Source organism: Pseudoalteromonas atlantica (genome assembly GCF_043641955.1).
GTDB classification, from domain to species: Bacteria; Pseudomonadota; Gammaproteobacteria; order Enterobacterales; family Alteromonadaceae; genus Pseudoalteromonas; species Pseudoalteromonas atlantica_A.
The window spans coordinates 349206-374295 of the sequence record NZ_JBHZRV010000001.1 but is presented as its reverse complement, the minus strand read 5'-3'; the positions used below and the strand labels follow the sequence as shown (position 1 = coordinate 374295).

Below are 25090 nucleotides of genomic sequence, written 5' to 3'. Positions count from 1 at the left end.
AGTGTGAAGAACTTAGATGAACAATTTATGACAGCGCCCATAATTTCAAGGTAAATAAACTCGCTCATTACTCTATCGGGCTTAATACAACACTGTCGTCAAAACTATTGATTTCAAGTTGATTTAATTGCGCTATTAGTGTCGCTGCGCCTACAACATCTGTGGTTTTAAAGCGGCCGCTAACACGCAGTTGGGTATCAACGTTATTTAACACTAACGGTTTATCGGTATAACGATTAAGCTGAAAAATTGCATTGTTAATTGTTACATTCTCTAAATCTAGCCAGCCGAGTTGCCAGTCTGGTTGTGTTGCTTTGAATGAAGTAACAACAATATCATTATCAATGACACGTGCACGCTGGCCTTTAACTATTTCTACTTGTTTTGAATTATTTGCAGTATTAACTGCAACTTTGCCGTGAAATACATCAATCGTCGTTTCTCGTAAGGTTTTATCAACATTAAAAGCAGTACCCAGTACACTAATTGTGGCGTTGCCTGTATTAATCGTGAATGGACGCTGCTCATCTCGTTTTACTGAGAAGTATGCTTCACCTTTACTCAAAGTGGCTTGTCTGGTTTTATCGTTCTCATTAAATTGTAAGTTAGTTTGCGTATTTAATGCGACCTCTGTGCCGTCCGATAAAGTAATATCAGATGCTTTTTTTGCAAAAAACTGCTGCGCCGCGACTAGTGTTGATGCTTGAGGTGTAGTTGAATTGCTTAAGTGAGTTAAGCCAATAAATGCCATAATGAAAGATGCTGCGACCGCACTGCCCCACATTAATAAGGGATTCTTTCTGCGAGGCGTTATTGCACTGGGCTCATCCAACTTTTGCTGTGAATCTGCTTTTTGTAATGCTTCAATGAGTGCCGCGTCTTGCCAAATTGCTTTTTCAAGCTGCTTATTACTTTCATCATCAGGTTTGAATGGGGTATGCATTAAATTTCTCTATCTATCTCTATTACTAATATAACGACTTAACGTTCACTAAGGGGACATTTAGTCACTAATAAATTCGCTTATGGCGTCTTTGAGCATATCCATTGCACGGGAGATATGTTTTTTGACCGCTTCTTCAGACAAGCCTAAGTTTTGCGCTATGTGTTGGCGGCTTTCACCATGCAAACGCCGACGAATAAATACATCACGGCGCAGTGCTGACATTTGCGTAAGTACTTGCTGATACAAGCGTAGCCGCTGCTCATGTTCAAGCAAACTATCTAAAGAAAGATCTTCGCTTTGTGGTTCATGCTCTAAGCTCTCTGGCGATTTGTTTTGCTCTCTGTGGTGATCAACCACTAAATGATGTGCCATCCGATAACCATAAGCTAATGGGTTATCTATATGGGCCGTAGATTCAATTTTTAATGCTTTAATTAGCAGCTTTTGGAATAAGTCATCGGCATCGGCTTGCTCGCCAACAGCCCGACGGAAGAAGCTTTTTAATGCATCTTGATTCGCAATAAAGCATTTAACCAATGGTCTATTTGATTGCTTTTGTTTGCTTAAAATTGATTGCGGCGTTTGAGTTTGGGGCATCATTGAATCGTTATTTACAGCATTTGTTATTTTATAGACGCTCATACTAGAGCAAAGGAGACACTCTTTTTATGATGATTTGATGACATTTTTATGAGCGTAGTGTCGCAAAACCGACATAAAAACTTCATCGAATAAATACGTCCCCTATTAATTTTTTGCCGCGTCATTAGAAGCGAAATCAATTTAAAGTCGTAATACATACAACAGGACCAACATGATGACTAAGCGAATCTTTACCCTATCACCGTTAGCATTGGCACTTAGCTCTTTACTTGTCGCACCAAGCTACGCACAAGAAGCTGAGACTGAAGATCACGCGATGGAGCAGATCGTCGTTACAGGCAGCTATATAAAAAGTTTAGAACAAGCGATTGACCTAAAGCGGACAAATATTGGTTTTTCAGATTCAATCGTCGCTTCTGATATTGCTGATTTCCCGGAGCAAAATCTAGCTGAAGCATTACAGCGTATGCCAGGTGTAACCATTGAGCGAAATAAAGGGTTAGGGCAAAAAGTGAACGTACGTAGTTTGCCGAGCGAGTTTACCTTTGTGTCTATTAATAATCTTGCAACGGCATCGGGCAGTGGTGGTCGTGACGTAGAGTTTGATATGTTCGCGTCTGAAATTATTCAAAGTGTTACGGTAAAAAAATCGCCAACGGCTGCTGATGAAGAAGGTGGTATTGCAGGCTCTGTTGCTATTACAACAGCACGTCCATTTGACTACGAAGGGCGTAAACTGGTGGCATCGGTTGAAGGTGCATACAACGAAATCTCTGAACAAACAGACCCTAAGTTTGCTTTTTTAGCTAGCGACACGTTTGGCGACTGGGGCGCACTTGCGTCGGTTGCTTACTCCGAGCGAACTAACCGTACTGATAGTAACTCAGGTATCGATTTTCGCCCGCTTTCACGCTGGCTAGAAAAATCAGGCTCATCACAGTGGCAGTCAGATCAAGCGGCTGATGTGTTAGAGCGTGATACGGGTATTACTATTAACGACCGTTTTGACAGTGACGAAACGAGTCGAGTGGTGTTTTTAAATAAAGTAGGCGATCGTTCATATCTTACAGAGCAAGAAAAATGGGGTGCAACGCTTTCATTACAATATAAACCGAGCAGTGAATTTAGTTTAACTTTTGATGGGCTATTGGGGAATTTTGATGATCATGAAGACGAGTATGATGCTGCTGCCTATGCAGCATCGAGTGTTAGTTCGTTAGAGCGTGTTAATCAATACGACAGTTCAACACTAAATGACTACGGTATTACCGTTTTAACTGATGTTGACTACGCCGCGACCCAGCACGAGTTTTTAAGTAAAGAGCACAGCAGTGAAACTGACTACCAACAATTTAGCCTGGCAATGGATTGGTTAGTGGGTGAGTGGGATATCAATGGTTTAATTGGCTACAGTGGCGCAGATAAATCAATAGAATCTACCAATTTAAAGCACACCGCTTATCGCGCAACGCGGTCACGTTATACCAGCACTGGCGCAGAGACAATACCAAGTGATAATGCCGATACATTCGACATGTATAACTCTCCAGAGTCATACTTGTTTGATTATAATGAAGTTAATCTTGAAGATATCTCTGATGATAAATATGCTGCGCAATTGGATTTTTCGCGTCATTTAAATTTAGAATTCTTCCCTGCATTAACTAAAGTGCAATTTGGCGCGCGTTATACCGATAAATCAAAACAGCGTAACTATGGCTCTAACCGTGTAACGGGTCCATCTGCTGGGGACTCATCGTGGGTTGGCACGCGTACTTTAGCTGACAGTGAGCTGACAAACATTTCTGATTTGGTCAATGGCGGCGAGTATTTATCTGAGGTGCCATCAAAGCAAGGTTGGAGCCAAATCTCAAACAGCTATGCTCGTAATCAACTTAGATACGATGGCTTTGGGGTTGAGTTTGAACCTGACCAATATTACCAGGTAGAAGAAAAAACCACGGCTATTTATGCAATGGCTGATTTTACCTTTGATATCGGTGATATGCCTGCAACGCTTAATACTGGTGTGCGTTATATTGATACTGATGTAAATTCATCAGGTTATCACCAAGTACAAAACGATGATGGTTCAACAAATTATACATCTGCACCGATATCAAAAAGCGGTAATTACACTGACTTACTGCCAAGCGTAAACTTTACCCTTGAACTTAATGATGACTTAGTACTGCGAGCTGCGGCTTCAGAAACACTCATGCGACCTGCACTTACGGATATTGCGTACAAACGAACAGTGAGCTTAAGTGAGTTTAAGTACCGCGACGGCAACCCAGACTTAAAACCAACTTACGCGGACCAATGGGAAGTGGGCCTAGAATGGTATTTAGAGGAAGGTGGCTTATTAGCGGTTTCTTACTTTGAAAAAGAAATTGAAGGCGTAGTACGTGAGTCGCTTACAGGTGTGGTTAATGGCGTTACTAAATATAATGATAACGGCACCGTTGATGGCGTGTATGACTTTGATGTTTATCAAAAAGTGAATGCCGAGGGTTCGTATGATGTGAGCGGTGTTGAATTTATTGCGCAAATTCCGCTGGTTCGTTTTCATAATATGCTAGATGGCTTTGGTATTAATGCTAACTACACGACATTAGACAACTCATTAACGGGCGCTTCTGATTTAGGTATCCCAACACCACCAGAAGGACTGGCAGATGAAACTTATAACCTGACCTTTTACTATGAGAATGAAAGCTTTGATGCGCGAATTTCTTATAACTACAAAGATAAATACGTAGAGTACATTGAGCGCGATATGTATCCCGTTTATCGTGACGCGTATGGTCAAACAGATGTTTCATTAGGTTACAACATTAATGACGCTATGAAAGTAACGCTCGAAGGTATTAATATCACTGACGAAGAAACTACAGGTTACACCCTTGATCCTGCTTTCCCAACGATGTACGAGTTCTCTGGTCGACGTGTTGCACTAGGCTTTAGAGCGATTTTTTAAAGCTGGGTAACAATAACAGCCGGAAGCATTGTGCTTCCGGTTTTTTGCTTTATTCAGCCTCAGGATATTTTATATGAAGTTATTACTGCCACTGCTCATTTTTTTAAGCTGCACATTGTTACATGCTGCACCTGCCACTAATACGCAAATCGCCTTTGTACCCGACATACACTTTCACGATATATATGGAGATTACTCTGCTGATGGGTTTAATGGTATTACCCAAAGTAAAGGCACTGCACCTGTAAGTATTCGTAGCATGCAGGCGCAAATTCACTCGACTCGATTATTTAATGAAAACTACTTTGCCTTAATTGCCACCCTAGATGATATTGCCGCTAGAGGAGTAAAGCTGGTCGCTCTTCCAGGAGATTTTACTGATGATGGACAGCCTGTTCATTTAAATGGTTTAAAAGTTATTTTAGCGGATTATGCTAAGCAACATGATATGCGCTTTTTCGCAATTCCTGGTAATCATGACCCTGTTAAACCATTCAAAAGCGCCGGTGGCAAAGCTGATTTTTTGGGGCCGCTAGGGCAACAAGTGGGTATTTATTCAACCGATCACCCAGGATGTAAAAACGACGCTAAAGATAATAATGCGTTAGTATGCAGCGATAAAATAGCTCATGCAGGTTATCAAGAGATTGTAGATATAATGGCACCATTTGGTTTGCAACCAGATACCCGCGATTTGCTATGGGAAACGCCGTTTGGAAAACAGCCGTCGCTGACTGAGCGCAGTTATACTCAATGCGCGCATAATGATAAAACCAGTTGCAAGCAAGTACCCGATACCAGCTATTTAGTGGAGCCAGTTGCAGGGCTGTGGTTGTTAGCCATTGATGCCAATGTGTATATTCCAGAGCTTAAAAATGGCTCTATGGTTTTTCAAGGTTCAGGTAATGCCGGCTATAACAAAGTACTCACTGAGAAACCCTTTTTATTAGAGTGGATCACCAAAGTGGTCGAGCGTGCTAAAAAGCAAAATAAAACATTGATAGCGTTTAGCCACTTTCCAATGGGAGAGTTTTACGATGGCCAAACGCAGTCGATTAAATCACTGTTTGGTGATTCGGCTTTTCAGTTAGTTCGAGAGCCTACGAGAGATACTCGTAAGCTACTCGCTGAAACCGGTTTGAAGCTGCATATTGGTGGCCATATGCATATGAATGATACTTCTGTCATCGAAACACAGCAGAACACTCTATTTAATATTCAGGCCCCTTCTATCGCGGCTTATAGACCAGCTTATAAACTCGTTACTTTGAATAAGCCGTGGGCCAAAGTAGACACTGTGACTATCGATGATGTGGCTCAGTTTGATTCGTTATTTAGTGCCTACCAAAAAGAGCATGATTATTTACTGAAACATCACCCTGAGCAAGTGTGGGATAAGCGTATTTTAGCGGCGAGTAACTATCAAAGTTATAGTAAAATGCACTTACAAGCTTTAGCACAATGGCGGTTTATTCCTCGTGAGTGGCCACAGGATTTTCGCGAGCAAGTATTGGCTATGTCGTTATTAGAGGTCATGGTTTTGTTTAACGATGAGAGCTTGTTATCTAAAGCACAGCGACAAAGTTTACAGGCTAAAACTGTGCTCGATTTTATCGCTGACTTTTACTTAGTGCGTAACGCTGGAACGCTTGCGTTTGCTGATATTAGCCAAGCAACTCAGCAAACATATCAAAGCATGGCAAACTTATTAAATAACAATACAAGGTGCGCCGTTAGCGCTAATCATAAAGGTGAAAACATTTGTCAGCTAAAATCAGCCCTAACTCAAGCATTTAGTATTTACGATAACCTTAATCATGCGCTACCTGATAAATGCTTGATTATTGATATGTCAGAAAATAAGTCGTTGCAAAACTGTGCCGCGGGTACGGTATCGCCATAACTTAGGCATTAATAATTTGTATTATGTAATGGGGGTTTACAGCTGCTAAACAGCTCTGCAGTTGGATTAGCTAGATAAAAACGCGAGCATAAAACATGCTCGCGTTTTCTAGGGTTTTTATTTAAATATCAAAACGGTCGGCGTTCATTACTTTTACCCATGCTTTAACAAAGTCTTTTACAAAGCGCTCTTTGTTGTCGTCTTGGGCGTAAAACTCCGCAAGCGCTCGTAGAATCGAGTTTGAACCAAACACTAAATCAATGCGCGTTGCTGTCCACTTTATGTTACCAGAGCTGCGATCGACAATGTTAAAAGTTGTTTTGCTTGCAGGCTCCCAGCGGTTACTCATGTCCGTAATATTGACAAAAAAGTCGTTTGTTAATGTGCCCACATTATCAGTAAACACTCCGTGCTGAGTGCCGCTATGGTTAGTACCAAGCATACGCATGCCACCAAATAGTACAGTAACCTCTGGTGCGGTTAAGCCCATTAGTTGGCTGCGCTCTAACAGTAGCTCTTCTGGTGATACAACATAATCTTGTTTTAACCAGTTTCTAAAACCATCATGAATTGGCTCAAGTACATCGAACGACTCAGCATCGGTCATGTCGTCAGTGGCATCACCACGGCCAGGCGTAAATGGCACGGTAATATCAACCCCTGTTGCTTTTGCAGCTTGCTCAACCGCGGCAGTACCAGCAAGAACAATTAAATCCGCTAAACTAACAGGTTTGCTTAAGCCAGCTTGAACTTGTTCAAGCGCAGCTAATACTTTTGCCAAGCGCTCTGGCTCGTTACCTTGCCAATCTTTTTGTGGAGCTAAACGAATACGTGCGCCGTTTGCACCGCCACGGTGATCTGAGCTGCGGTAAGTTCGCGCGCTATCCCATGCTGTACTTATTAAGTCACTGGCACTGACATCACAATTTAATAGCTTAGCTTTTAGCTCACTAATTTCAGCATCCGAAAAGGTGTAATCGACGCTTGGGATCGGATCTTGCCAGATCAGATCTTCACTTGGTACATCTGCACCTAAATAACGTGCTTTAGGGCCTAAGTCACGGTGAGTGAGTTTAAACCAAGCGCGAGCGAATACGTCGCTAAAGTATTCAAAATCATTATAAAAACGCTCAATGATTTTACGGTATTCAGGGTCCATTTTCATTGCCATATCGGCATCGGTCATAATCGGGTTTAAACGAATTGATGGGTCCTCTACATCAACGGGTTTATCTTCTTCTTTAATATTTACAGGCTCCCACTGGTGCGCACCTGCTGGGCTTTTAGTGAGCTGCCATTCGTGGTTTAAAAGTAAATCACAGTAGCCATTATCCCACTTTGTTGGATGTGTGGTCCACGCGCCTTCGATGCCTGATGTCATGGTGTCACGGCCGATACCGCGTGATTTATGGTTGTTCCAGCCAAGGCCTTGCTCAAATACATCAGCGGCTTCAGGCTCTGGGCCTACGTTCTCTTCACTGCCATTACCATGAGTTTTACCCACAGTATGACCGCCTACTGTTAGCGCTGCGGTTTCTTCGTCGTCCATCGCCATACGGGCAAAGGTTTCGCGAACTTGCGCTGCGGTTTTTAATGGATTAGGCTCTCCATTGACCCCTTCCGGGTTAACGTAAATTAAGCCCATTTGTACGGCGGCTAATGGGTTTTCCATGGTGTCAGGTTTTGCGACATTATCGTAACGCTCATCACTTGGCGCTAGCCATTCTTTTTCAGCGCCCCAATACACGTCTTTTTCAGGGTGCCAGATATCTTCGCGGCCGCCGGCAAAACCAAAGGTTTTTAAGCCCATTGACTCATAGGCCATATTACCGGCTAAAATAATTAAGTCTGCCCATGATAATTTATTGCCGTATTTTTTCTTAATAGGCCAAAGTAAACGACGGGCTTTATCAAGATTGGCATTATCGGGCCATGAGTTTAAAGGCGCAAAGCGTTGGTTCGCGGTGCCACCGCCGCCACGTCCATCCGCTAAACGGTAAGACCCTGCTGAGTGCCACGCCATGCGGATCATCAAGCCACCATAATGACCCCAGTCAGCAGGCCACCAATCTTGACTCGACGTCATGAGGTTTTTTAAATCGGTTTTTACCGCTTCAAGGTCTAGTTTTTTAAATTCTTCAGCGTAGTTAAAATCGTCGCCGTACGGGTTAGTTTTTGTATCGTGTTGGTGAAGAATGTCGAAGTTTAATGCGTTTGGCCACCAATCGGTGTTGGATTTAGACGTTTGTGTGTTGCTGCCATGCATTATTGGGCATTTACCTGCATTAGAATTGCTCATTTTGGTCCCTATCTAAGAAAATACAATTTGATTGGAAACTGTAACTGACGGTTACTTAATATATTCAATATAGCTGATTTGCGTTGGAAAACTAGGTTATAAGCAATGCTTTAAAGCGATTGTAGCCATCTATTAATTAGATGTAGAGGTTGAAAAAACACCCTCATATAAATGAAACCACAAACCAATATGCATTTTATACATTATAATTACAGGCTGTTAATTCCTAAATGTTGAGCTTCTTAAAAGAGTTACGTAAAAACTGCTTTCAAGTGTGGTTTTTTAAGCAAGTTATATTGGGGTTACAAAAAGTAAGTCGGGTACAGTGAAACTAAATTAGACAGCAATTAATTAGGCGGTTTAATAGTGTCTATAGGTTAAAATATACCATGTGAAGCGATTCAAAAAGCAGCAGTAAATGCAGGACGCGTCCCACTTTCTCTAATTTCCATAGAAAAACGCAAAAAACAAGACGTGATCTAAGTTTCCTCTGCTTAGCTTTAAATGCCTTATAGCTTTAAGCTTGTATCAAGCTTGATTATCTCACCGGATAAGACATCAAAAGTGTAATAAAACGTTTCACTTTTCGTATTGGTATAAATCAAAAGCATTTCATTTTTGATTACTTGATAGCCTTCAATATTATTCATAACAGACTTTAAGTTTGAGCCATCGTATTCTGAAACCAACAACTCTTTCATATCATTTTGGTTTAAAAAACCATCTTTGTTCGTATCTTTTCGTGCAACAGAATAAATATTCTTACTTAAAATATGACGATAGTCAGTTTCTTTTGATTGAATTGGTGAAAAGTCTACAATTAGCGCATTATTTTCAAATAATAAGTGATTCTTTTCACCAGGTTTAGTAAACATCAAATTGACTGCATTACTACTTAAATTCAGTGAGGATGAAACAATCATCATTTCTGCATTTGAATTATAAGATTGCTCTTCTATTATTTTATCCGAGGTTACTTCTAAGATATGCACATCTTTAATTTGACCAACGTAGTTTTTTTCTAGCTTAGGCTTTTCTTTATGAGCACCTCTATGATCAATGACTTGAACTTTTGGTTCAGAGTAATCTTTTCTAAAAAAGCCACTGATCAAATCTTTACCAATAGCAATAATTACAATTATTGCTGCGATAAATAGCAATATCTTATTAGATTTTTCAATAAAATTCATGATGCGAATACTCAACTATAACTCCTTGAAGCGCTCGTTTAGTCGGCGCTAAATAGCAGGCTAAAATTAGTAACTAAGGAGCGCAAGCTTGTTGTTTTGGTTCCTTTGGTTATGCTGTTGTTATTTAGTTTCACACAACACCTTACCAAAAACACTTGCTTTGGTAAGTTCACATTGTTGAGTGCCATTTTTAATTTTTATTGCATCACTACAACTTGTATCGCGAACAATAGGTTGACCATTATTTGGCTCAATGGTTACTTTTCTAGCACCACATAGCTCGTAAGCTTTTTTTAACCAACTAGCAAGTAACTCATTGCCTATATCGGTCTGACCTGTTGCTGAGACAATAAATGAATTAGCACTATCATTCGCATATATTGTGAATTTAACGTCTTCTTTTGAAAAGCAATCGAAACTAAATAAACACAAGACTAAGAGCATAAAGTTTGATTTCATATTGATACTTACGAGCTTGCAGATTAACTCGTTTTAAATTTATTTACTTATAGGAACAACCTTATCTGAGTTCCTAATTTGGTTCAATTGCTTACTTTAATCTCACATAAAAGAAAATTTGCTAATTTGGATGATTTTTAGAAGGGCTAGCGGGTATTTGAGTGATTTATTTTAGAGGATATCGACGATCTCTTTTTAATATAGCCTGTTTGCAGTTTTTCACTTTATGGAATGTAAGCTCTATAAAACTACGCCGTTTGAAACTGTTTAATAAAAAGCTTGCCGTCGACCTAATGTGCTCGCTATTTTTATTCTTTTGATACAAATGACTCTTTTCGCAATTCATTATTTTAAACTGAATATGTCGCACAGTTTAAATTAGCGGGTTTACTGTTTTCCTTTGCTCATAGAGCACCTTTTATTAGAAGTTAAAATTTAACTTGCTTGGTATCTAGTAATCGATGGCTGGTTTACAATTGCCGCTTAAAAACAATGAGCGAGTTGCCCTTCCCTGTTGCGACTAATAAATGTTGGTTATCAGGAGTGAGTGTCAGTGCTGATATCCCCTTTAACTTTTGCTCACCAATATTATACAGAGACTCTTTCAAAGCTAGCGTTGCGTCTTCTTGTACATTAAACACATGCAAGCCAGTACCTAATTCACCTGCGGCATAAAGTGTGTCACCCTTATTTGATATGGCTAAACTGCTAGCCCCTTTTAAGCTATCAGTTCCAATTTCAGCGTTAGTGATAGCCTTTATAAAACGATATTTTCCATTCGGTGCTTTTTGTAATACACCAATTGAATGACTGCCTGAGCATGCGACATATAAAAATTGCCCATTTGGGGAAGTCACTATTTTTTGCGGGTTGAGGCAATGAGTTACGCCATCCTCACTGTGTTTAATGACTTGTTTAACAGCTAAGGTTCCATCAGTGTGCCTATCAAAAATAGTTAATTGATGGTTTTCATAACCAAGTACGAACAACGCATCATTTGATGGTGATAACGCAAGGCTTACAGGTTTACCCAAACTATCTGCATAGGGTTTTGCGTATGTTATTTTTTGCTTAAATATGACTGTATGATCTGCTTTTACATCAAAAATTGATATGGCATTGCTCATATAGCTTGCAGCTAAAAGCTGCTTTTCATTTGCTGAGTGAATTACATCCCATGCGCCAAGTAAGCCTAGTGTGTCTGGTGATTTTAAAACAGCGTTATCTGCAAATACGTTTTTATAACTTAGGTCATCACTTAAGGTATAACTATAGGTAATGGTTTTATCTGTTTCATTAAATAGCGTTAATGCGCCGTCATAAAACCCTGTCACAGTAACTTGGCGGTGCTTTGGTAAGTAAGTTAATCCTGATGCGCCTTCTAAGCCTTTCAAAGTAGGTGGGGTGTTTTTAAATAGTTGACTAAAAGCAAGGTTAAAATGCTTGTCAGCGTTGAAAACAGCTAGTGCATTATCGTCGCCGCTGGAAATAAAGACCCTGCTGTTATCTGCTTTAATTTTGATATCTCTGGGGTTAGCTAGTCCATCAACCCCGTTTATATTGTCGTTCAGTACTTGAATAAGGGTGAGGTTTTCAGCTGCTTCTAAGGTTGTATTTTCGAACAAGCTGATAATGAGCAACAGGTATAATAAAATGATGCGTTTGCTTTTAAACATTACTTATACATCCTTAAAAATTTACTTTTCTTAGTAGCTGGTGATACATAATACGCTCACTATCATAAGACATTATAAATATTATTCACTTTAATCATTCACCTAGCCACATATCGTTTGTGCCAATTAGGGCATTTTATGCAAATGTAAGATAACTATTTAACTACGTCATTAAAACTGTAATGGGGGTTTACAGTGTGAATAACCGACTAGGTTAGAATGGGCTTATGAATAAATTTATCAGGCTACCTTTGTTTCAGTAGCCTGAATTTATACAATGTCACTGTGAAACTAAATCATGTAAACGGGTAACCGTTGCTTGGTACATGGCACAGTGCTCTGGATCAAGGTTTGAGATATAGCTGTGAATTACATCTAGCTCTGACTTGTTGCCTTTATTTTTAAGAGCAAACTCTTCAATTGCTGAGCAGCGCCGTGCATCGTCGTACATTAAGTCCAAGGTTGGTATGAGTACGTTTAGGCTTTGTGCTTTGGCAAAATCAGCTATCCAGCTAGCCCTGCCACTGCGCGTTATATTGTCTTCATTAATATTTATCGATGCTAGCTTATCAAGCCATTTGTTATCAAAACCATTCATTGTATAGTGTGCAATGTACTCCATATCAGGGTTACATACATCGGCATTGCCTTTTTCCTCTATTCGCTGCTCACGGAGCAAAGTAACCTGCTCTAACCAGTGTTCAGTTGGCTTATGGGTTTCTGCGCCACTGCTACTTAAAATAGCCAGTCGTAGCGATGAGTAAACTCCTGCACAATTCCAACGAGTGCCTGTGCCCACTACGCGTTTATGCCATGTTACTGCTTTGTCTAAATCTTTTTCTACGACAAATTCACCTGATTCATAGCTAGTTGCCAGTATGTTCATGCATCCTGCATGGCCATTTATTCCACATTCAGACCAGTAGCGATGTGCTAACCCTTTGTTTTGCAGTTGGTGAGCAGCGATATGGCCAGCGTTAAATTGAAGGTTATTTAACTTGATGTCTGACAGTTCACTTAGCGTATCTAAATCATCTAAAAAGTCTTGCACTTGCGATACATCAATAGGTTCGTCGTTAAAATGATGCTTTTTATTAATGAGTTCAGCCGCACTCAGTTGGGCATTTAAAATAATAGCGAAATTAGCTGCGTCAAACTCCATTTCACGTGTTGCTGTCTCTAAGGTATTTATGTGTAGTTGTAACTCACTTATGTCTAATTTGTTGAGAGGATCTACACTGTAAAGTTGCGTTTGAATTGCTTTGTGAGCGTGATTTACATCTTCAAGTGTTACTGCAAAGCTAGGTAAGCTAAATGCCAATAAGCTTAAAGCAATACGTTTGAGCTTTCTCATCGTCGATCCCTCTTGTAATTATTTTTATTTCTTCAATAAGCTTTATTTACAATACATTAAAGCGGCGCTATTTACACCTGATATAGGTAACGCAAAACACATGGCAGAGTTAGAATAATAATTGGAGGGGTAGAAAATAAAAAGCATTTACTTAGGCTCAGCAAATGCTTAGGTATATATGCTAGATAGTTAGCGCTTTTGTGTAACGTAACCGCTAAAGCCTAAAGCTTTAAAATACAGTTTACCTATACTAAAGCGAGTTTCGTCGAGCAGATCGGCTAAGCGGATACGATCTAACGGGTAAAACTCATGCTCAAAATTATGTTTCATGCGTTCTACTCCAACATCGGTTAAACCTAACTGTTGGCAAAGCGTAAACTGAGCATCGCGCTCAAAGGTGGTTTCAGGGCGCATTAAATCGGCTATGTATAAATTAGCTTGTGGCTTTAGCTGTTTAGCGATGGCCTTGAACATGTCTTTCTTGTCGCCGTTATCAGCTAAAAAATGCATAACGAGTAAGCAAACGGCAGCATCAGCTGGGTCGTTTAACTCATCTATACTGCCTACATGCACTTTGACTCGCTCGCTAATTCCTAAATCTGAAAAGCGCTGTTGTCCTATATTTAACATATCAACAGACACATCTTGTGCTGTAAAGCGCCATGTTGGGTTTATTGCAGCTAGTTGAGCAATGTCTTTACCGGTACCTGAGCCAACAACTAAAATATGTGCATTATCGCCAAGTGTGGCGCTCAATTGTGCTGCAGTGCAGATATGTAGCAGGTCATAACCTGGTACTAGGCGAGTGATTCGTGAATCATACTCAGTTGCTTCGTCTTGTGTAAATGATGGCACAGTTTCAATCCTTTAAATGATAGAAATGGTAGAAAAACCACCTGGTTTCTTCGCTACGTGAACCACAGTGGAAACGCGTTCGGTTAGCTGTGATACATGAGATATCACCCCTACTTTTCGCCCTTGCGCTTGCAATGAGTCAAGTGCATCCATTGCAATACTGAGGGTTTCGCTGTCTAACGTACCAAACCCTTCGTCAATAAACAAAGAGTTAATACTTACTTTGTTTGATGAAAGTGAGGCAAGCCCTAATGCAAGTGCCAACGACACTAAAAATGATTCACCACCGGAGAGGGTATTAACAGAGCGTTGTTCGTCGGCCATATCACGGTCGATAATAGCAATGTCTAGAGTTTGTGCGATGGCTGTTAGCTCATAGCGTTTGTTGAGTGTTTTTAAGTGGCTATTAGCATAATGCAGGAGAATTTTTAGCGTTTGCGTTTGTGCTAAGTTACGCATGGTTTTACCTGTCGCATCGCCAAGGACTTTATTTAATAAATGCCACTGTTCAACTTGTTGTTGTAAAGTGCACAACTCGCTCTGTTTGGTGTGCAGAGCTTTAGCATTTTGATGGTGTTGCTCAAGCACGGTATTTGTTTCTAACTGCGTTTTATGCAGTGCTGTTTGCGCTTGTGTGAGGTCAGTTAATTGCGTTAATAGTGCCTGCTCTGTTTGTGCTGGTTTATCGCTAGTTTGATGTTGCTTGTCGGCGTTTTGGTACTGTTTAAGCACAGCATTTGCATCCACTAAAGCTTGGGTTAATTGTTCATATTGTTTTAACTGGGCTTTGATTTCATCATTACTAAGAGTTAGTAAAAATGTGATCTTCTCTTCAGTCGCATCACTATATTGGCGCTTAAAATCAGCAAACCAATGGTTATAACGCTCATCTAGACTCGCGTGTTCTTGATCATTCTCAAGTAGGCGTTGCTGGTAGTTTTTAACTATTATTGCTTGCTCATCACGTTGCTTAACAGCGTTATCATAAGCTTGCTGGCCTTGAGTAAGCTGCGCTTGGCATTGTTCGAGTTGCGTGGTCAGGTTTGCTTGGTATTGATCTGCGCTTATTTGTTGATTATTAAATAGCGCAAGGCGCTCTGATTGCACGCTATTGTGTTGTTGTTCTAGCTTAGTTAACTCATCATTCAAGGCAGCTAACGTGGTTTGGGCATGACTAATAAGCGGAGTAAGATGCTGTATTTTTTGTTCTGCACTCTCAAGGTGCTTTTGATTTTGTTCAAGCTGCTGCTGGGTTTGCTGGTAAAGCTCAACCTGTTTGTTTAAATCAGCTAAGTCAAGAGACTGGTTTTGTAGTTGCTGCCAAAACTCAGTGTCAGCAAATTGCGTGTTTAAGCTTGCTGTCAGCATAGCTAATTGCTCACTTAGCTCACTGTGTTTGTGATTAAGTTGCCCATGTTGATATGTTAAATCAGCATGTTTGCTGCGTATTTGTAGTTCGGTTTGTTGCTCTGTTTGAAGCGTATTTTGCAACTGCTTTAGCTTTTCTTGCATATTGCGCTGCTGTTTTTGCAGTTCAAAACTTTGGGTTTTTTGCTCACTTAATTGTTGGTAACGTGCGCCTAATTGCTCACTCGTTAAGTCATTAAGCTCACTACGTGTTCCTTGCATAGTGTGTTTTATTTCTTGCTGTTTAGCTTTGGCACTCTTTATAACTTGCCCCAGCTGAGCATGCTCAGAGACTAAAACGGCATGCTGAGTTTGCTGTTCATGAAGTTGTGTTTGTGCTAATTCATAATGCTTTTTTGCGTTTGTATAATCGCTTTCAAAGTCGGCTATTAAGTTATTAAACTGAGGGTTTTGATCAGCAACATAAGGGTGCTCGGTGGCACCACAAACAAGACAAGGCTCGTTGGGGGCAAGTTGGCTACGTAAGTGCTCTACACTTTCACTTGCGCGAAGTCGTGCTTTATTAAGGGTATCTTCAGTGTGTTTTAATGTTTGCTGTGAATTGAGTAATTGCTGCTTTAGAGCCGCTTCGCTCTGTTCGCTTTCTTTGAGCTTTAAAGCTATGTGAGTTTGTTGCTGAGCACTGTGTTTGATTTCAATGTTAAATTGTTTGTAGTGCTCACGTTGTTCTTTTAAATAATCAATATTTTTAATTTGAGCGTCACAATCTGCCATATTAAATTGGTCTTGCTGTGCATTGAGCTGAGTCAATGCTGTATGCTCATTTTGCAGCAGCTTCTGGCTCTGTGCCACTTTAGCTGTTTGTACTTCGAGTTGCTCAGTATAATTTGCCAGTTCAGCGGCTATTTTTTTCTGTTGCGCTGTGCTTGTATGCATTTGCTGGGTAATGCTTATATACTGCTTAAAATTGTGTTGGTGGTAAGCCCAATCACTGGCTAGAGGCTGTAGCTGGTTGTGCTGTGTTAACCAGCTCTGCAGTTCTTTTTTAAGCTTCTCAGCGTCGTTATAACTGGTTTGACTTTGTTTTAGCTGCTGCTGTGTATCGGTTAATTGACTTTGCTCTTTAGCAATTTGTTGGCTGATACTCGTTTTACTTTGGCTAAACATAGCTAATTGATTATCGAGCTCGCGGGCTTTAGCAATAATCGGTTCAGCTTCTTGCTTGTTTTGCTTAGCGCTTTGTAAAGCATCGCTATGCTTTTGTAGTGCCTGACTTAGGTCAGTTATAATCGCTGTGTGATCTGTATTGTTCAAATCACGGATTTTATTTGCTAAGTCATCATTTTGGCTATTGATGCTTGCAACCCGGTTGCGGTTGTCTTTGATCTCTAACGTGCTTTGCGCTTGTTTTGCTTGTTCGCTCTGCTGAGCAATTGCGTTAACAGCCTCACTGGCCTGCTGTTGCTGTTGCACTCCTTGCTGAACGTTTTGCGCTAAAGTATTAGCCTGTTTAAACCAGTTAACGCCTTGCTCTGTTAAAGTAAGGTCTTTTTTGTTTTGCTTTATTTGCTGATCTAACTCTGCCAATTGCGTAGTTTGTGCCGCTAGTTCTTCGTCACTGAGCAAGGTATAACTAGCAAGACTGGCTTTTAATAACTCAAGCTTATCTTTTTGTTCTTTATGACGCTCAAAAATACGCTTACCAATTAAGCTAAACTTATCGGTGCCTGTTAAGCACTCTAACAATTGGGCTCGCTCATCACCGGTGGCTTTTAAAAAAGCGGCAAACTCATGTTGCGCTAATAGCACGGCACGTGAGAACTGCTCAAAGCTTAGCCCTATTTTGTGTTCTACTTCTTTTATTGTTGTGCTTTTGTCTGCAATCAGTGTTTCGTCAGGTAAGGTGTATAGGGTATGTTCTGCTGTTTTTAGTTTACCGCTTACCTTCTTATGTGTTCTCTGAATTGAATAGCGCGCACGGTAAAGCTGTTTATCTTGGCCAACAAATTCAACCTCAGCATAGCCTTGCCATTTTCCTTTACGTAATAAATTACGTGGATCATTGAGTTTTATACTGTCGCCATTAAAGTCAATAAGGTTGCCTTTATCGCCTTTTAAGCGTGCAGTTTTAGTATACAACGCTAGGCAAATAGCATCTAAAAATGTGCTCTTTCCTGCACCTGTATCTCCGGTTATAGCAAACAGACCTGCTTCTTTTAATGGTGTCTTGGTGAAGTCAATTTCGGCGTCAACAATCGAGGCTAAGTTGTGGATCCGTACAGCGGTTATTTTCATAATTGTTCTTGCTCCGCCAGTTCATTTATTACCGTATTTAATAACGTTTTTATTTCCTCTGGCACATCTTGCCCTGCCATGTCTTTATCGTTAGCAAAAGCTTGCTCAAGTAAATTAATAGGATTAAGCATTTCAACCTGGTTTAAGTCTTCAAATACAGTGTTATCTGATTGAGTTTGATTGTTTTCACGTACACGTTCGATACCACAAAAACGAATGTTCTTACCATCTAACGCTTGCTCAATTTGTTCCCTGAACGTTGTATCTGTATCACTGGATTTTAATTTAACTCTTAAATATGGTGCGACGGCATTTTCATCTGTTTTCAACGCATTAATTTGCTCGCATAATGCGGCTAATGGTACACACTCCCCTTCGGGTAATATCAATACATCAGCAGAGCGAGGAATGTAAAGGGGGTTTACAGTGGTCACTATTTGCTGTTTGTCATCGTTATTAAATTCTACAAGGTTCACTTGATGGGTATAGTTTCGTTCAGAAAATGACATCGGCATAGGTGTGCCGCAATAACGAATGGTGCTTGATTTAGCGACCTTTTGTGCTTTGTGTAAATGACCAAGTGCCACGTAATCAGCCTGCTCGCTAAATACCTTTGCTGTTATCGCTTCTTCACCACCTATCACTAAGTTGCGTTCAGAGTCACTTGAGATATCACCGCCTTTGGCATGCAAGTGGCCCATTACAATAAGAGGTGTGGTATCTGGTTTATCAATCAATGCAAGCTCAGCGCTAAGCTTATAAGCCTGTGCAACGCCTTGAACGTAACTATTACCATCATTTGTGCCACTTAGCGTGCTAACATCACTAGCGCGCAAAAAGGGCATTGCTACAATATGTGCAGCTATAGTGGGTGTGTTTATTTTTATTACAACATCAGCTGGGTTTTGTATATCAAACCGCCCTACTACGTGTGTATCAAATTGGGCGAGCAACGGCTGTGCTGCTAAAATGCGATTTGCAGAATCATGATTTCCTGCAATTAAAACAATGTGTAATGCAGGGCATCGTTGTTTGGCATCTTTTACAAATTGGTAAAGCTGATTTTCAGCGCTCGCAGCAGGGGTTGCTGTGTGATAAATATCACCCGCTACAAGTAGTAAATCAATGTGTTCATTGGCGAGCGTGTCAATTAGCCAAGTAAAAAACTGCTGATGTTCATTGAATCTTGAGTGTTCATAGAATTGTTGGCCAAGGTGCCAATCAGAGGTATGTAAGACTTTCATGTCACGCTCTTAATAGTAGGTTAAGAGCGCCAATATACCCAAGCTAAATGAAGATGCAAGAGGCGAGTTTAAATCTTTAAGTGCTTAAACTGTACCATGCAAAAATAATCATAGGCAGTGCTAATAAAGCCATTGCTAAAGGGATTTTAATCGCTTTAGTTTGCTTTGCTTGGAGTGCCTTAATGGCATTGGTTTCATTACAAGCAGCTACTTTATCAATATAAAAATAACCAGAATCAAGGTATTGCTTACAACTTTGTTCGTCTGCAGGGATTGCAATAAGTTCTTGTTGTTTTTTTAGGATATAAAAATCCATATGGCCACCGTGTTTGCTGCTTTGTTTCTGAATGCATTTGAGTAAACTAAAGCGTTTTATAGTTCACTCAAATCAAAAAAGTGGGCGATTTTAAATACAAAAGAGGGTAAAGATCAACTAAAAATTTAACTATTTACCGATAAAAGTGTAAATACTCAAAATTATCATGAAAAGCAGTGAAACTGTGCATAAAACACGCCACTTTTTATAGTTTTTTGCACTTTTTGGATGACGATTTAATGCGTCATTTTCATCCCTTGCGGCAATAATTTCAACAAATTTGAAACCTTTCTTTTTGTACTCATTTAATAAAGATTCTTGAGCGGGAATGGCAGCAACACATTGTTCTTTTTTAATGATATAAAATTTCATGCTTTACTCCTACCTCATTCACTTAGTTATAGCTTAGAGTAATCATCTGAATTAAAGCTGAACTACACTCAGAATAGAGCCTAGCGTTGACCTGACTATAAATGTAAACCCCCTTTACATTTCATTATTGGCAATAATAAATTGTTTACCCTATTAATGTGGTGTTTGGTCGCGATTAAATTGAATCTTTTTGACTAATTTGACACAGTACGCTTACGAATATTTAACAGGATTAATTATGAAAAAGGCGGTTGTTACTTTAGGTTTACTGCTTGCGCCTCTTGCGTTCTCAAGTACAGTGTCTGCGTCATCTGTAGAGCAAACAAAAGGGTCGTTTGTTGATAAGTTTCGTCAATTAGATGAAGCGTTGCCTACCCCAAATGTATATAGAAGTGCTGCGGGTGAGCCAGGCGAAAAATATTGGCAACAAGAAGTTAACTACGAGATTGACGCTAAGTTAGATGAAAAACAACGCCGTCTTAGTGCGAGTCAAACAATAGAATATAAAAATAACTCGCCGCATACATTAAAATATCTCTGGTTACAGTTAGATCAAAACATATTCAAAAGCGATTCAATTGCAGAACGAACAGCGACATTTAAAGGAGCTGCGTTACAAGGCCGCCCTGATGCGAAACCTGCAAAATTAAGCTTAGGTCAATTACGCCGTCAGCAATTTATGAATGACAATGAACTTGGCTTCACAATTGCTAATGTTAAAGATGATAGCGGTGATGAGCTTAAGGTTACGGTTGTAGATACCTTAATGCGCATTGATTTAAATGAACCATTAAAGCCTGGTAAAGACGTTGAGTTTAGCATGGACTTTGCGTTCAACATTGTCGAAGAAGATGCAGTAGGTGCACGCTCTGGTTATGAGCATTTTGAGGAAGATGGCAATGATATCTTCTTGCTTGCGCAGTGGTTCCCTCGCCTAGCTGCTTATACTGATTACGAAGCGTGGACGAACAAAGCTTTTTTAGGCAGCGGTGAATTTACCCTAGAGTTTGGTGATTATGACGTTGAGTTAACTGTCCCAGCTGACCACATTGTATCAGCTACAGGTAAGCTTGATAACGCAAGCTCAGTACTTACACGTACTCAGCGTAACCGTTTAAAAGACGCTGAAAATGCTAAGCGCCCTGTTTTTATCGTGACAGAAGAAGAAGCCTTAGAAAATGAAAAACAAGGCACCGATAAAACCAAAACATGGCACTTCAAAGCCGAAAAAGTGCGTGATTTTGCATGGGCGTCATCGCGTAAGTTTATGTGGGATGCTAAAGGCTACCAACAAGGTGGTGATGAGCAGCCATTGGTTATGGCTATGTCGTTCTTCCCTAAAGAAGGGGGCGACTTGTGGAAAAAGTACTCTACAGAGTCTGTGGTTCATACCATGGAAGTGTATTCACGCTTTTCATTTGACTACCCTTACCCTGTCGCACAATCAGTAAATGGCCCTGTGGGCGGCATGGAATACCCTATGATTACCTTCAATGGTCCTCGTACGGAATTGCAAGATGACGGTACTCGTACTTACTCACAAGCTGAGAAACGCTTTTTAATCGGCGTTGTAATTCATGAAGTGGGCCACATCTACTTCCCTATGATTGTAAACTCAGACGAGCGCCAATGGACATGGATGGATGAAGGTTTAAATAGCTTCTTAGATGGCGTGGCAGGTCGTGAGTGGGATCACACTATTCCGTGGGGTGTTGAGCCGCGTGATATTGTTGCCTACATGAAATCAGAAAACCAAGTGCCTGTAATGACACAGTCTGACAGCGTATTGCGTTTAGGACCTAATGCTTACACTAAACCGGCAGCTGCACTTAATATTTTACGCGAAGTAGTGCTGGGCCGTGAGTTGTTTGATTTTGCATTTAAAGAGTACGCGCAGCGCTGGAAATACAAGCGCCCTACTCCAGCTGATTTTTTCCGCACTATGGAAGAAGCCTCTGGTGTTGATTTAGATTGGTTCTGGCGTGGTTGGTTTTATACCACTGACCATGTCGATATCTCTTTAGATAAAGTTTATAAACTACAGCTTGATACTAAAAATCCTGATATAGACTTTAGCCGTTTACGTGATATTGAAGCAGACAAGCCTATGCCGCTTTTTGTTGAACGCAATAAAGCCCAAGGTAAAAAGCTATGGGTTGATGAAAATCCAGATGTGACCGATTTCTACGATGCCAATGATCGTTTCACTGTGACCAACAAAGAGCGTAACGCGTATAACAAGTTTTTGAAGGGCCTGAAGCCTTGGGAACGTAAAGTGTTTGATCGCGCCATAGAAGAAGATAAAAACTATTATGTTCTTGAGTTTTCAAATGTAGGTGGTTTAGTTATGCCTATTTTGCTTGAACTAACCTATGAAGATGGCAGCAAAGAGATGCAACATATTCCTGCTGAAATCTGGCGCCGTAACCATAAACATGTGCAAAAGCTAATTATCACCGATAAAGACAAGAACCTTGTCTCTGTGTCGGTTGACCCTCGCTGGGAAACGGCTGATGTTGATGTTGAAAATAATCATTACCCACGTCAAATTATTCCTTCGCGTATCGAAGTGTATAAGCGTAAAAAGAGCACTGCTAAAGTACGTCGCGATATCATGCAAGATATCAAAACAGAGCTTAAAAAAGACGAAGATAACGATGATACCAAGGAGCAAAATTAATGCGCTTTGTGCTCATTTTTTTAGCTTTGCTTGTTGCTGCGCCTACCATGGCGCATCAACTTAAAGCATCAGTGACTACTGTGTTATTTAATAAACGAACTAGCAATATTGAGCTTATGCATCGGTTTTATTTGCATGATACAGAGCATGCTGTGGAGCATTTGTTTCCAGGTGGCGCTGATATCATTAGTAATAAAGCCGATCAACAACGCTTTGTTGACTACATTGAATCGCACGTTGCTCTACAAACCCTCAGTGGTGAGCCTCTAACGTTAAGCGAAGTTGGGGCGCAAGTGGATGGCAAGTTCTTCTGGGTGTATCAAGAGGCGCCAATTCCGAAAGACATTAAAGGAATAAGAATGAGTCATGGAGCACTAAGAGAGCTTTGGCCTGCACAAGTTAATATGGTTAATGTTGAAGGGCGAGGCAAAGTGAAAACATTACACTTTACGCAAAATGATACCTGGCTTGAAGCTCGTTTTGAACCTAAAGAGGGGCTGCCCTTAAAACCATAGCTAAAGAGCTATATATGCTTGAGTGAATCCCAACTTTCGCGCGCAGTAGTTTTGCGCGCGTTTTTAAATCTCTAAAAAAATATGCATGATCGTTTGCATATTTAAGAGCGTAAACTATCTTAAAGTAACGTGAGAGATACCATGAAAAAAAAACCATATACAAGGATTAGTATGGATATTGATAACCACTGTATTGAAGGTGTAATTTTTGATCTCGATGGTACTCTAGTATCTTCCGAGTTGGACTTTACGCTAATTAAGGCACAGCTTAATTGTCCTGCAGATCACGACCTTCTGAGTTTTATTGCGGCACTCCCCTCTCCTTACATGCGTGAAGAAGCGATGAATATTGTGCATCAGCATGAGCTCATTGATGCACAACATGCGACCTTACTGCCTGGTGTAGCTCAAACTGTGGATTACCTGAACAAAATTGGCATTCCAATGGCTATTGTGACACGAAACTATGATCGCGCCGCAGCGCTTAAGCTTAAAAACAATCCATTACCCATCAAAACAGTACTAACACGCAGTGATGCGCCCCCTAAGCCAGATCCAAGTGCATTAAATGCAATTGCTACCCTATGGGAGTTAGAGCAACACAAGTTAATTTACGTTGGGGATTATTTGTATGACATACAAGCTGCTAAAAATGCAAAAATGCGTTCTTGCCTTTATGCACCCGAGGAAATTCCTCACTATGCTCACCAAGCTGACTATATCTTGCATCACTTTAGTGAGCTTGCTGAATTAGTTGATGATTTGTCAACGACATCAGCTTTAAGCCATAATTGAACAGAACTTGAGGTAATAAACTTTTCTCCAGCCGTAATTTATAAAGCTACCTGCGTTGAAGTACTCCCCGATATCGACGCGTAAACACCTCTTTTTATCGCTATAAGTCTCCAGCAGGAGACTTATAAAAACTACTTTATTGTAGGGTTATTTAATATTTACACATTATGTTAAATTGCTTTGTTTTTTTGTTTGGTCAGCCAACACACCTATTTGAGAGGAATTTTGATAATAGTGATTTTAGCTACTAGCTCAACCCTACCTGAGTTGTTAAAATATAACTAATAACGATATAAAATCAGAGGCACAAGATGGGCAGAGCATTTGAAGTCCGCAAAAGTTCAATGGCTAAAACAGCCAATGCAAAGACAAAAGTTAATTCTAAATACGGTAAAGAAATTTACGTTGTCGCTAAAAACGGTGAGCCTGACCCTGAGGTTAATCAAGCGCTAAAACGCATCATTGACCGTGCTAAACGAGATCAAGTTCCAGCCCACGTTATTGACAATGCAATAAAAAAAGCAGCCGGTGGTGCAGGGGAAGACTATTCTACAGCTCGTTATGAGGGATATGGTCCTGGTAACTGCATGGTTATTGTTGACTGTTTGACCGACAACCCAAATCGTACCATCAAAGATGTGCGTTTACCTTTCACAAAAACGGACTCTAAAATTGGTACGCCAGGTTGTGTTGCGCATATGTTTGATCATTTAGCCGTACTAGGGTTTAGTGGGGATGATGATGAAGTCGTACTTGAAGCGCTAATGATGGCTGATGTTGATGTCACTGATGTTGAAGTTGAAAACGGAAAGGTTTCTGTATTTGCTCCTCATACTGAATACTACAAAGCAAAAACAGCATTAGAAGAAGCGTTTGAAGGCATTAATTTTGAAGTAGACGAAATTACCTTTGTGCCGCAAGTGCACGTAGATATCACTGATGAAGATGATATTGCTAACTTTGATAAGTTTATTAACATGCTTGAAGATTGTGACGATGTACAAAACGTTTATCACAATGCAACGGTTGTGAGTGAAGGGTAGCAGCGAGTTTACCTCGAGAAAATGAGGACGTTTGCGCTTGTAAACCACTCGCCTACAAGTAATGCCGTCGCGCAGCTGTAGGTCCTCATTTATCGCAAACGCCTGCCTCACAAAACGTTTATCACAATGCAACGGTTGTGAGTGAAGGGTAGCAGCGAGTTTACCTCGCGAAAATGAGCTGTGCGAACTCTGCATTC

The 25090-nt window shown here is 40.4% G+C and carries 18 protein-coding genes; 6 read left to right on the top strand and 12 right to left on the bottom strand.

What is annotated here, in order from left to right:
• Positions 1–67: 67 nt before the first annotated feature.
• Together ACHUE3_RS01590 and ACHUE3_RS01585 are read right to left on the bottom strand one after the other, a co-directional pair.
• Positions 68–943 carry a FecR family protein gene (locus ACHUE3_RS01590; RefSeq protein WP_394189508.1) on the bottom strand — a complete coding sequence of 292 codons (876 nt, stop codon included), beginning with the start codon at positions 941–943 and terminating at the stop codon, positions 68–70.
• A gap of 60 nt (positions 944–1003) precedes the next feature.
• Entirely contained in the window at positions 1004–1588 is a 585-nt protein-coding gene (locus ACHUE3_RS01585; RefSeq protein WP_394189506.1) for an RNA polymerase sigma factor, read from the bottom strand.
• 172 nt (positions 1589–1760) lie between these two features.
• On the opposite strand from ACHUE3_RS01585, the gene ACHUE3_RS01580 reads away from it, so the two are divergent.
• Complete coding sequence (locus ACHUE3_RS01580) at positions 1761–4529, top strand: TonB-dependent receptor (protein ID WP_394189504.1); 2769 nt, start codon at positions 1761–1763, stop codon at positions 4527–4529.
• A 73-nt stretch (positions 4530–4602) separates the two neighbouring features.
• Positions 4603–6432, top strand: a complete 1830-nt coding sequence (locus tag ACHUE3_RS01575; RefSeq protein WP_394189502.1) for a metallophosphoesterase — start codon at positions 4603–4605, stop codon at positions 6430–6432.
• A gap of 121 nt (positions 6433–6553) precedes the next feature.
• On the opposite strand, the gene katG is transcribed toward ACHUE3_RS01575, so the two are convergent.
• The 10 genes from katG to ACHUE3_RS01525 form a co-directional block, all read right to left on the bottom strand.
• Positions 6554–8731, bottom strand: coding sequence for a catalase/peroxidase HPI (katG, locus tag ACHUE3_RS01570; RefSeq protein WP_394189500.1), 2178 nt, complete (start codon positions 8729–8731; stop codon positions 6554–6556).
• A 509-nt stretch (positions 8732–9240) separates the two neighbouring features.
• Positions 9241–9936, bottom strand: a complete 696-nt coding sequence (locus tag ACHUE3_RS01565; protein ID WP_394189498.1) for a hypothetical protein — start codon at positions 9934–9936, stop codon at positions 9241–9243.
• A gap of 105 nt (positions 9937–10041) precedes the next feature.
• Entirely contained in the window at positions 10042–10380 is a 339-nt protein-coding gene (locus ACHUE3_RS01560; RefSeq protein ID WP_394189496.1) for a hypothetical protein, read from the bottom strand.
• A 470-nt stretch (positions 10381–10850) separates the two neighbouring features.
• Entirely contained in the window at positions 10851–12056 is a 1206-nt protein-coding gene (locus ACHUE3_RS01555) for a beta-propeller fold lactonase family protein (protein WP_394189494.1), read from the bottom strand.
• A 280-nt stretch (positions 12057–12336) separates the two neighbouring features.
• Positions 12337–13410 (bottom strand): SEL1-like repeat protein, encoded by a 1074-nt coding sequence (locus tag ACHUE3_RS01550; RefSeq protein WP_394189492.1) that lies wholly within the window; start codon positions 13408–13410, stop codon positions 12337–12339.
• A 189-nt stretch (positions 13411–13599) separates the two neighbouring features.
• Positions 13600–14265: a class I SAM-dependent methyltransferase gene (locus ACHUE3_RS01545; RefSeq protein WP_394189490.1), complete on the bottom strand. Its 666-nt coding sequence runs from the start codon at positions 14263–14265 to the stop codon at positions 13600–13602.
• 12 nt (positions 14266–14277) lie between these two features.
• Positions 14278–17928 (bottom strand): AAA family ATPase, encoded by a 3651-nt coding sequence (locus ACHUE3_RS01540; RefSeq protein WP_394189488.1) that lies wholly within the window; start codon positions 17926–17928, stop codon positions 14278–14280.
• On the bottom strand, positions 17925–19172 hold the full coding sequence (locus ACHUE3_RS01535) for an exonuclease SbcCD subunit D C-terminal domain-containing protein (protein WP_394189486.1): 1248 nt from the start codon (positions 19170–19172) through the stop codon (positions 17925–17927). The genes ACHUE3_RS01540 and ACHUE3_RS01535 overlap by 4 nt, the downstream gene beginning before the upstream one ends.
• Before the next feature lie 76 nt (positions 19173–19248).
• Positions 19249–19488: a hypothetical protein gene (locus ACHUE3_RS01530; protein WP_394189484.1), complete on the bottom strand. Its 240-nt coding sequence runs from the start codon at positions 19486–19488 to the stop codon at positions 19249–19251.
• A 129-nt stretch (positions 19489–19617) separates the two neighbouring features.
• On the bottom strand, positions 19618–19860 hold the full coding sequence (locus ACHUE3_RS01525; RefSeq protein ID WP_394189482.1) for a hypothetical protein: 243 nt from the start codon (positions 19858–19860) through the stop codon (positions 19618–19620).
• Between the two features lie 238 nt (positions 19861–20098).
• Here ACHUE3_RS01525 and ACHUE3_RS01520 point away from each other — a divergent pair, with 238 nt between their 5' ends.
• The 4 genes from ACHUE3_RS01520 to ACHUE3_RS01505 all read left to right on the top strand — a co-directional run bounded on the left by ACHUE3_RS01520 (position 20099) and on the right by ACHUE3_RS01505 (position 24893).
• Positions 20099–22540, top strand: a complete 2442-nt coding sequence (locus tag ACHUE3_RS01520; protein ID WP_394189480.1) for a M1 family metallopeptidase — start codon at positions 20099–20101, stop codon at positions 22538–22540.
• Positions 22540–23055 carry a DUF6702 family protein gene (locus ACHUE3_RS01515; RefSeq protein ID WP_394189478.1) on the top strand — a complete coding sequence of 172 codons (516 nt, stop codon included), beginning with the start codon at positions 22540–22542 and terminating at the stop codon, positions 23053–23055. The genes ACHUE3_RS01520 and ACHUE3_RS01515 overlap by 1 nt, the downstream gene beginning before the upstream one ends.
• A gap of 171 nt (positions 23056–23226) precedes the next feature.
• Positions 23227–23850 (top strand): HAD family hydrolase, encoded by a 624-nt coding sequence (locus ACHUE3_RS01510; protein WP_394189476.1) that lies wholly within the window; start codon positions 23227–23229, stop codon positions 23848–23850.
• A gap of 311 nt (positions 23851–24161) precedes the next feature.
• A complete protein-coding gene (locus ACHUE3_RS01505; protein WP_394189474.1) occupies positions 24162–24893 on the top strand; it encodes a YebC/PmpR family DNA-binding transcriptional regulator in 732 nt (243 codons plus the stop codon).
• Positions 24894–25090: the final 197 nt, after the last annotated feature.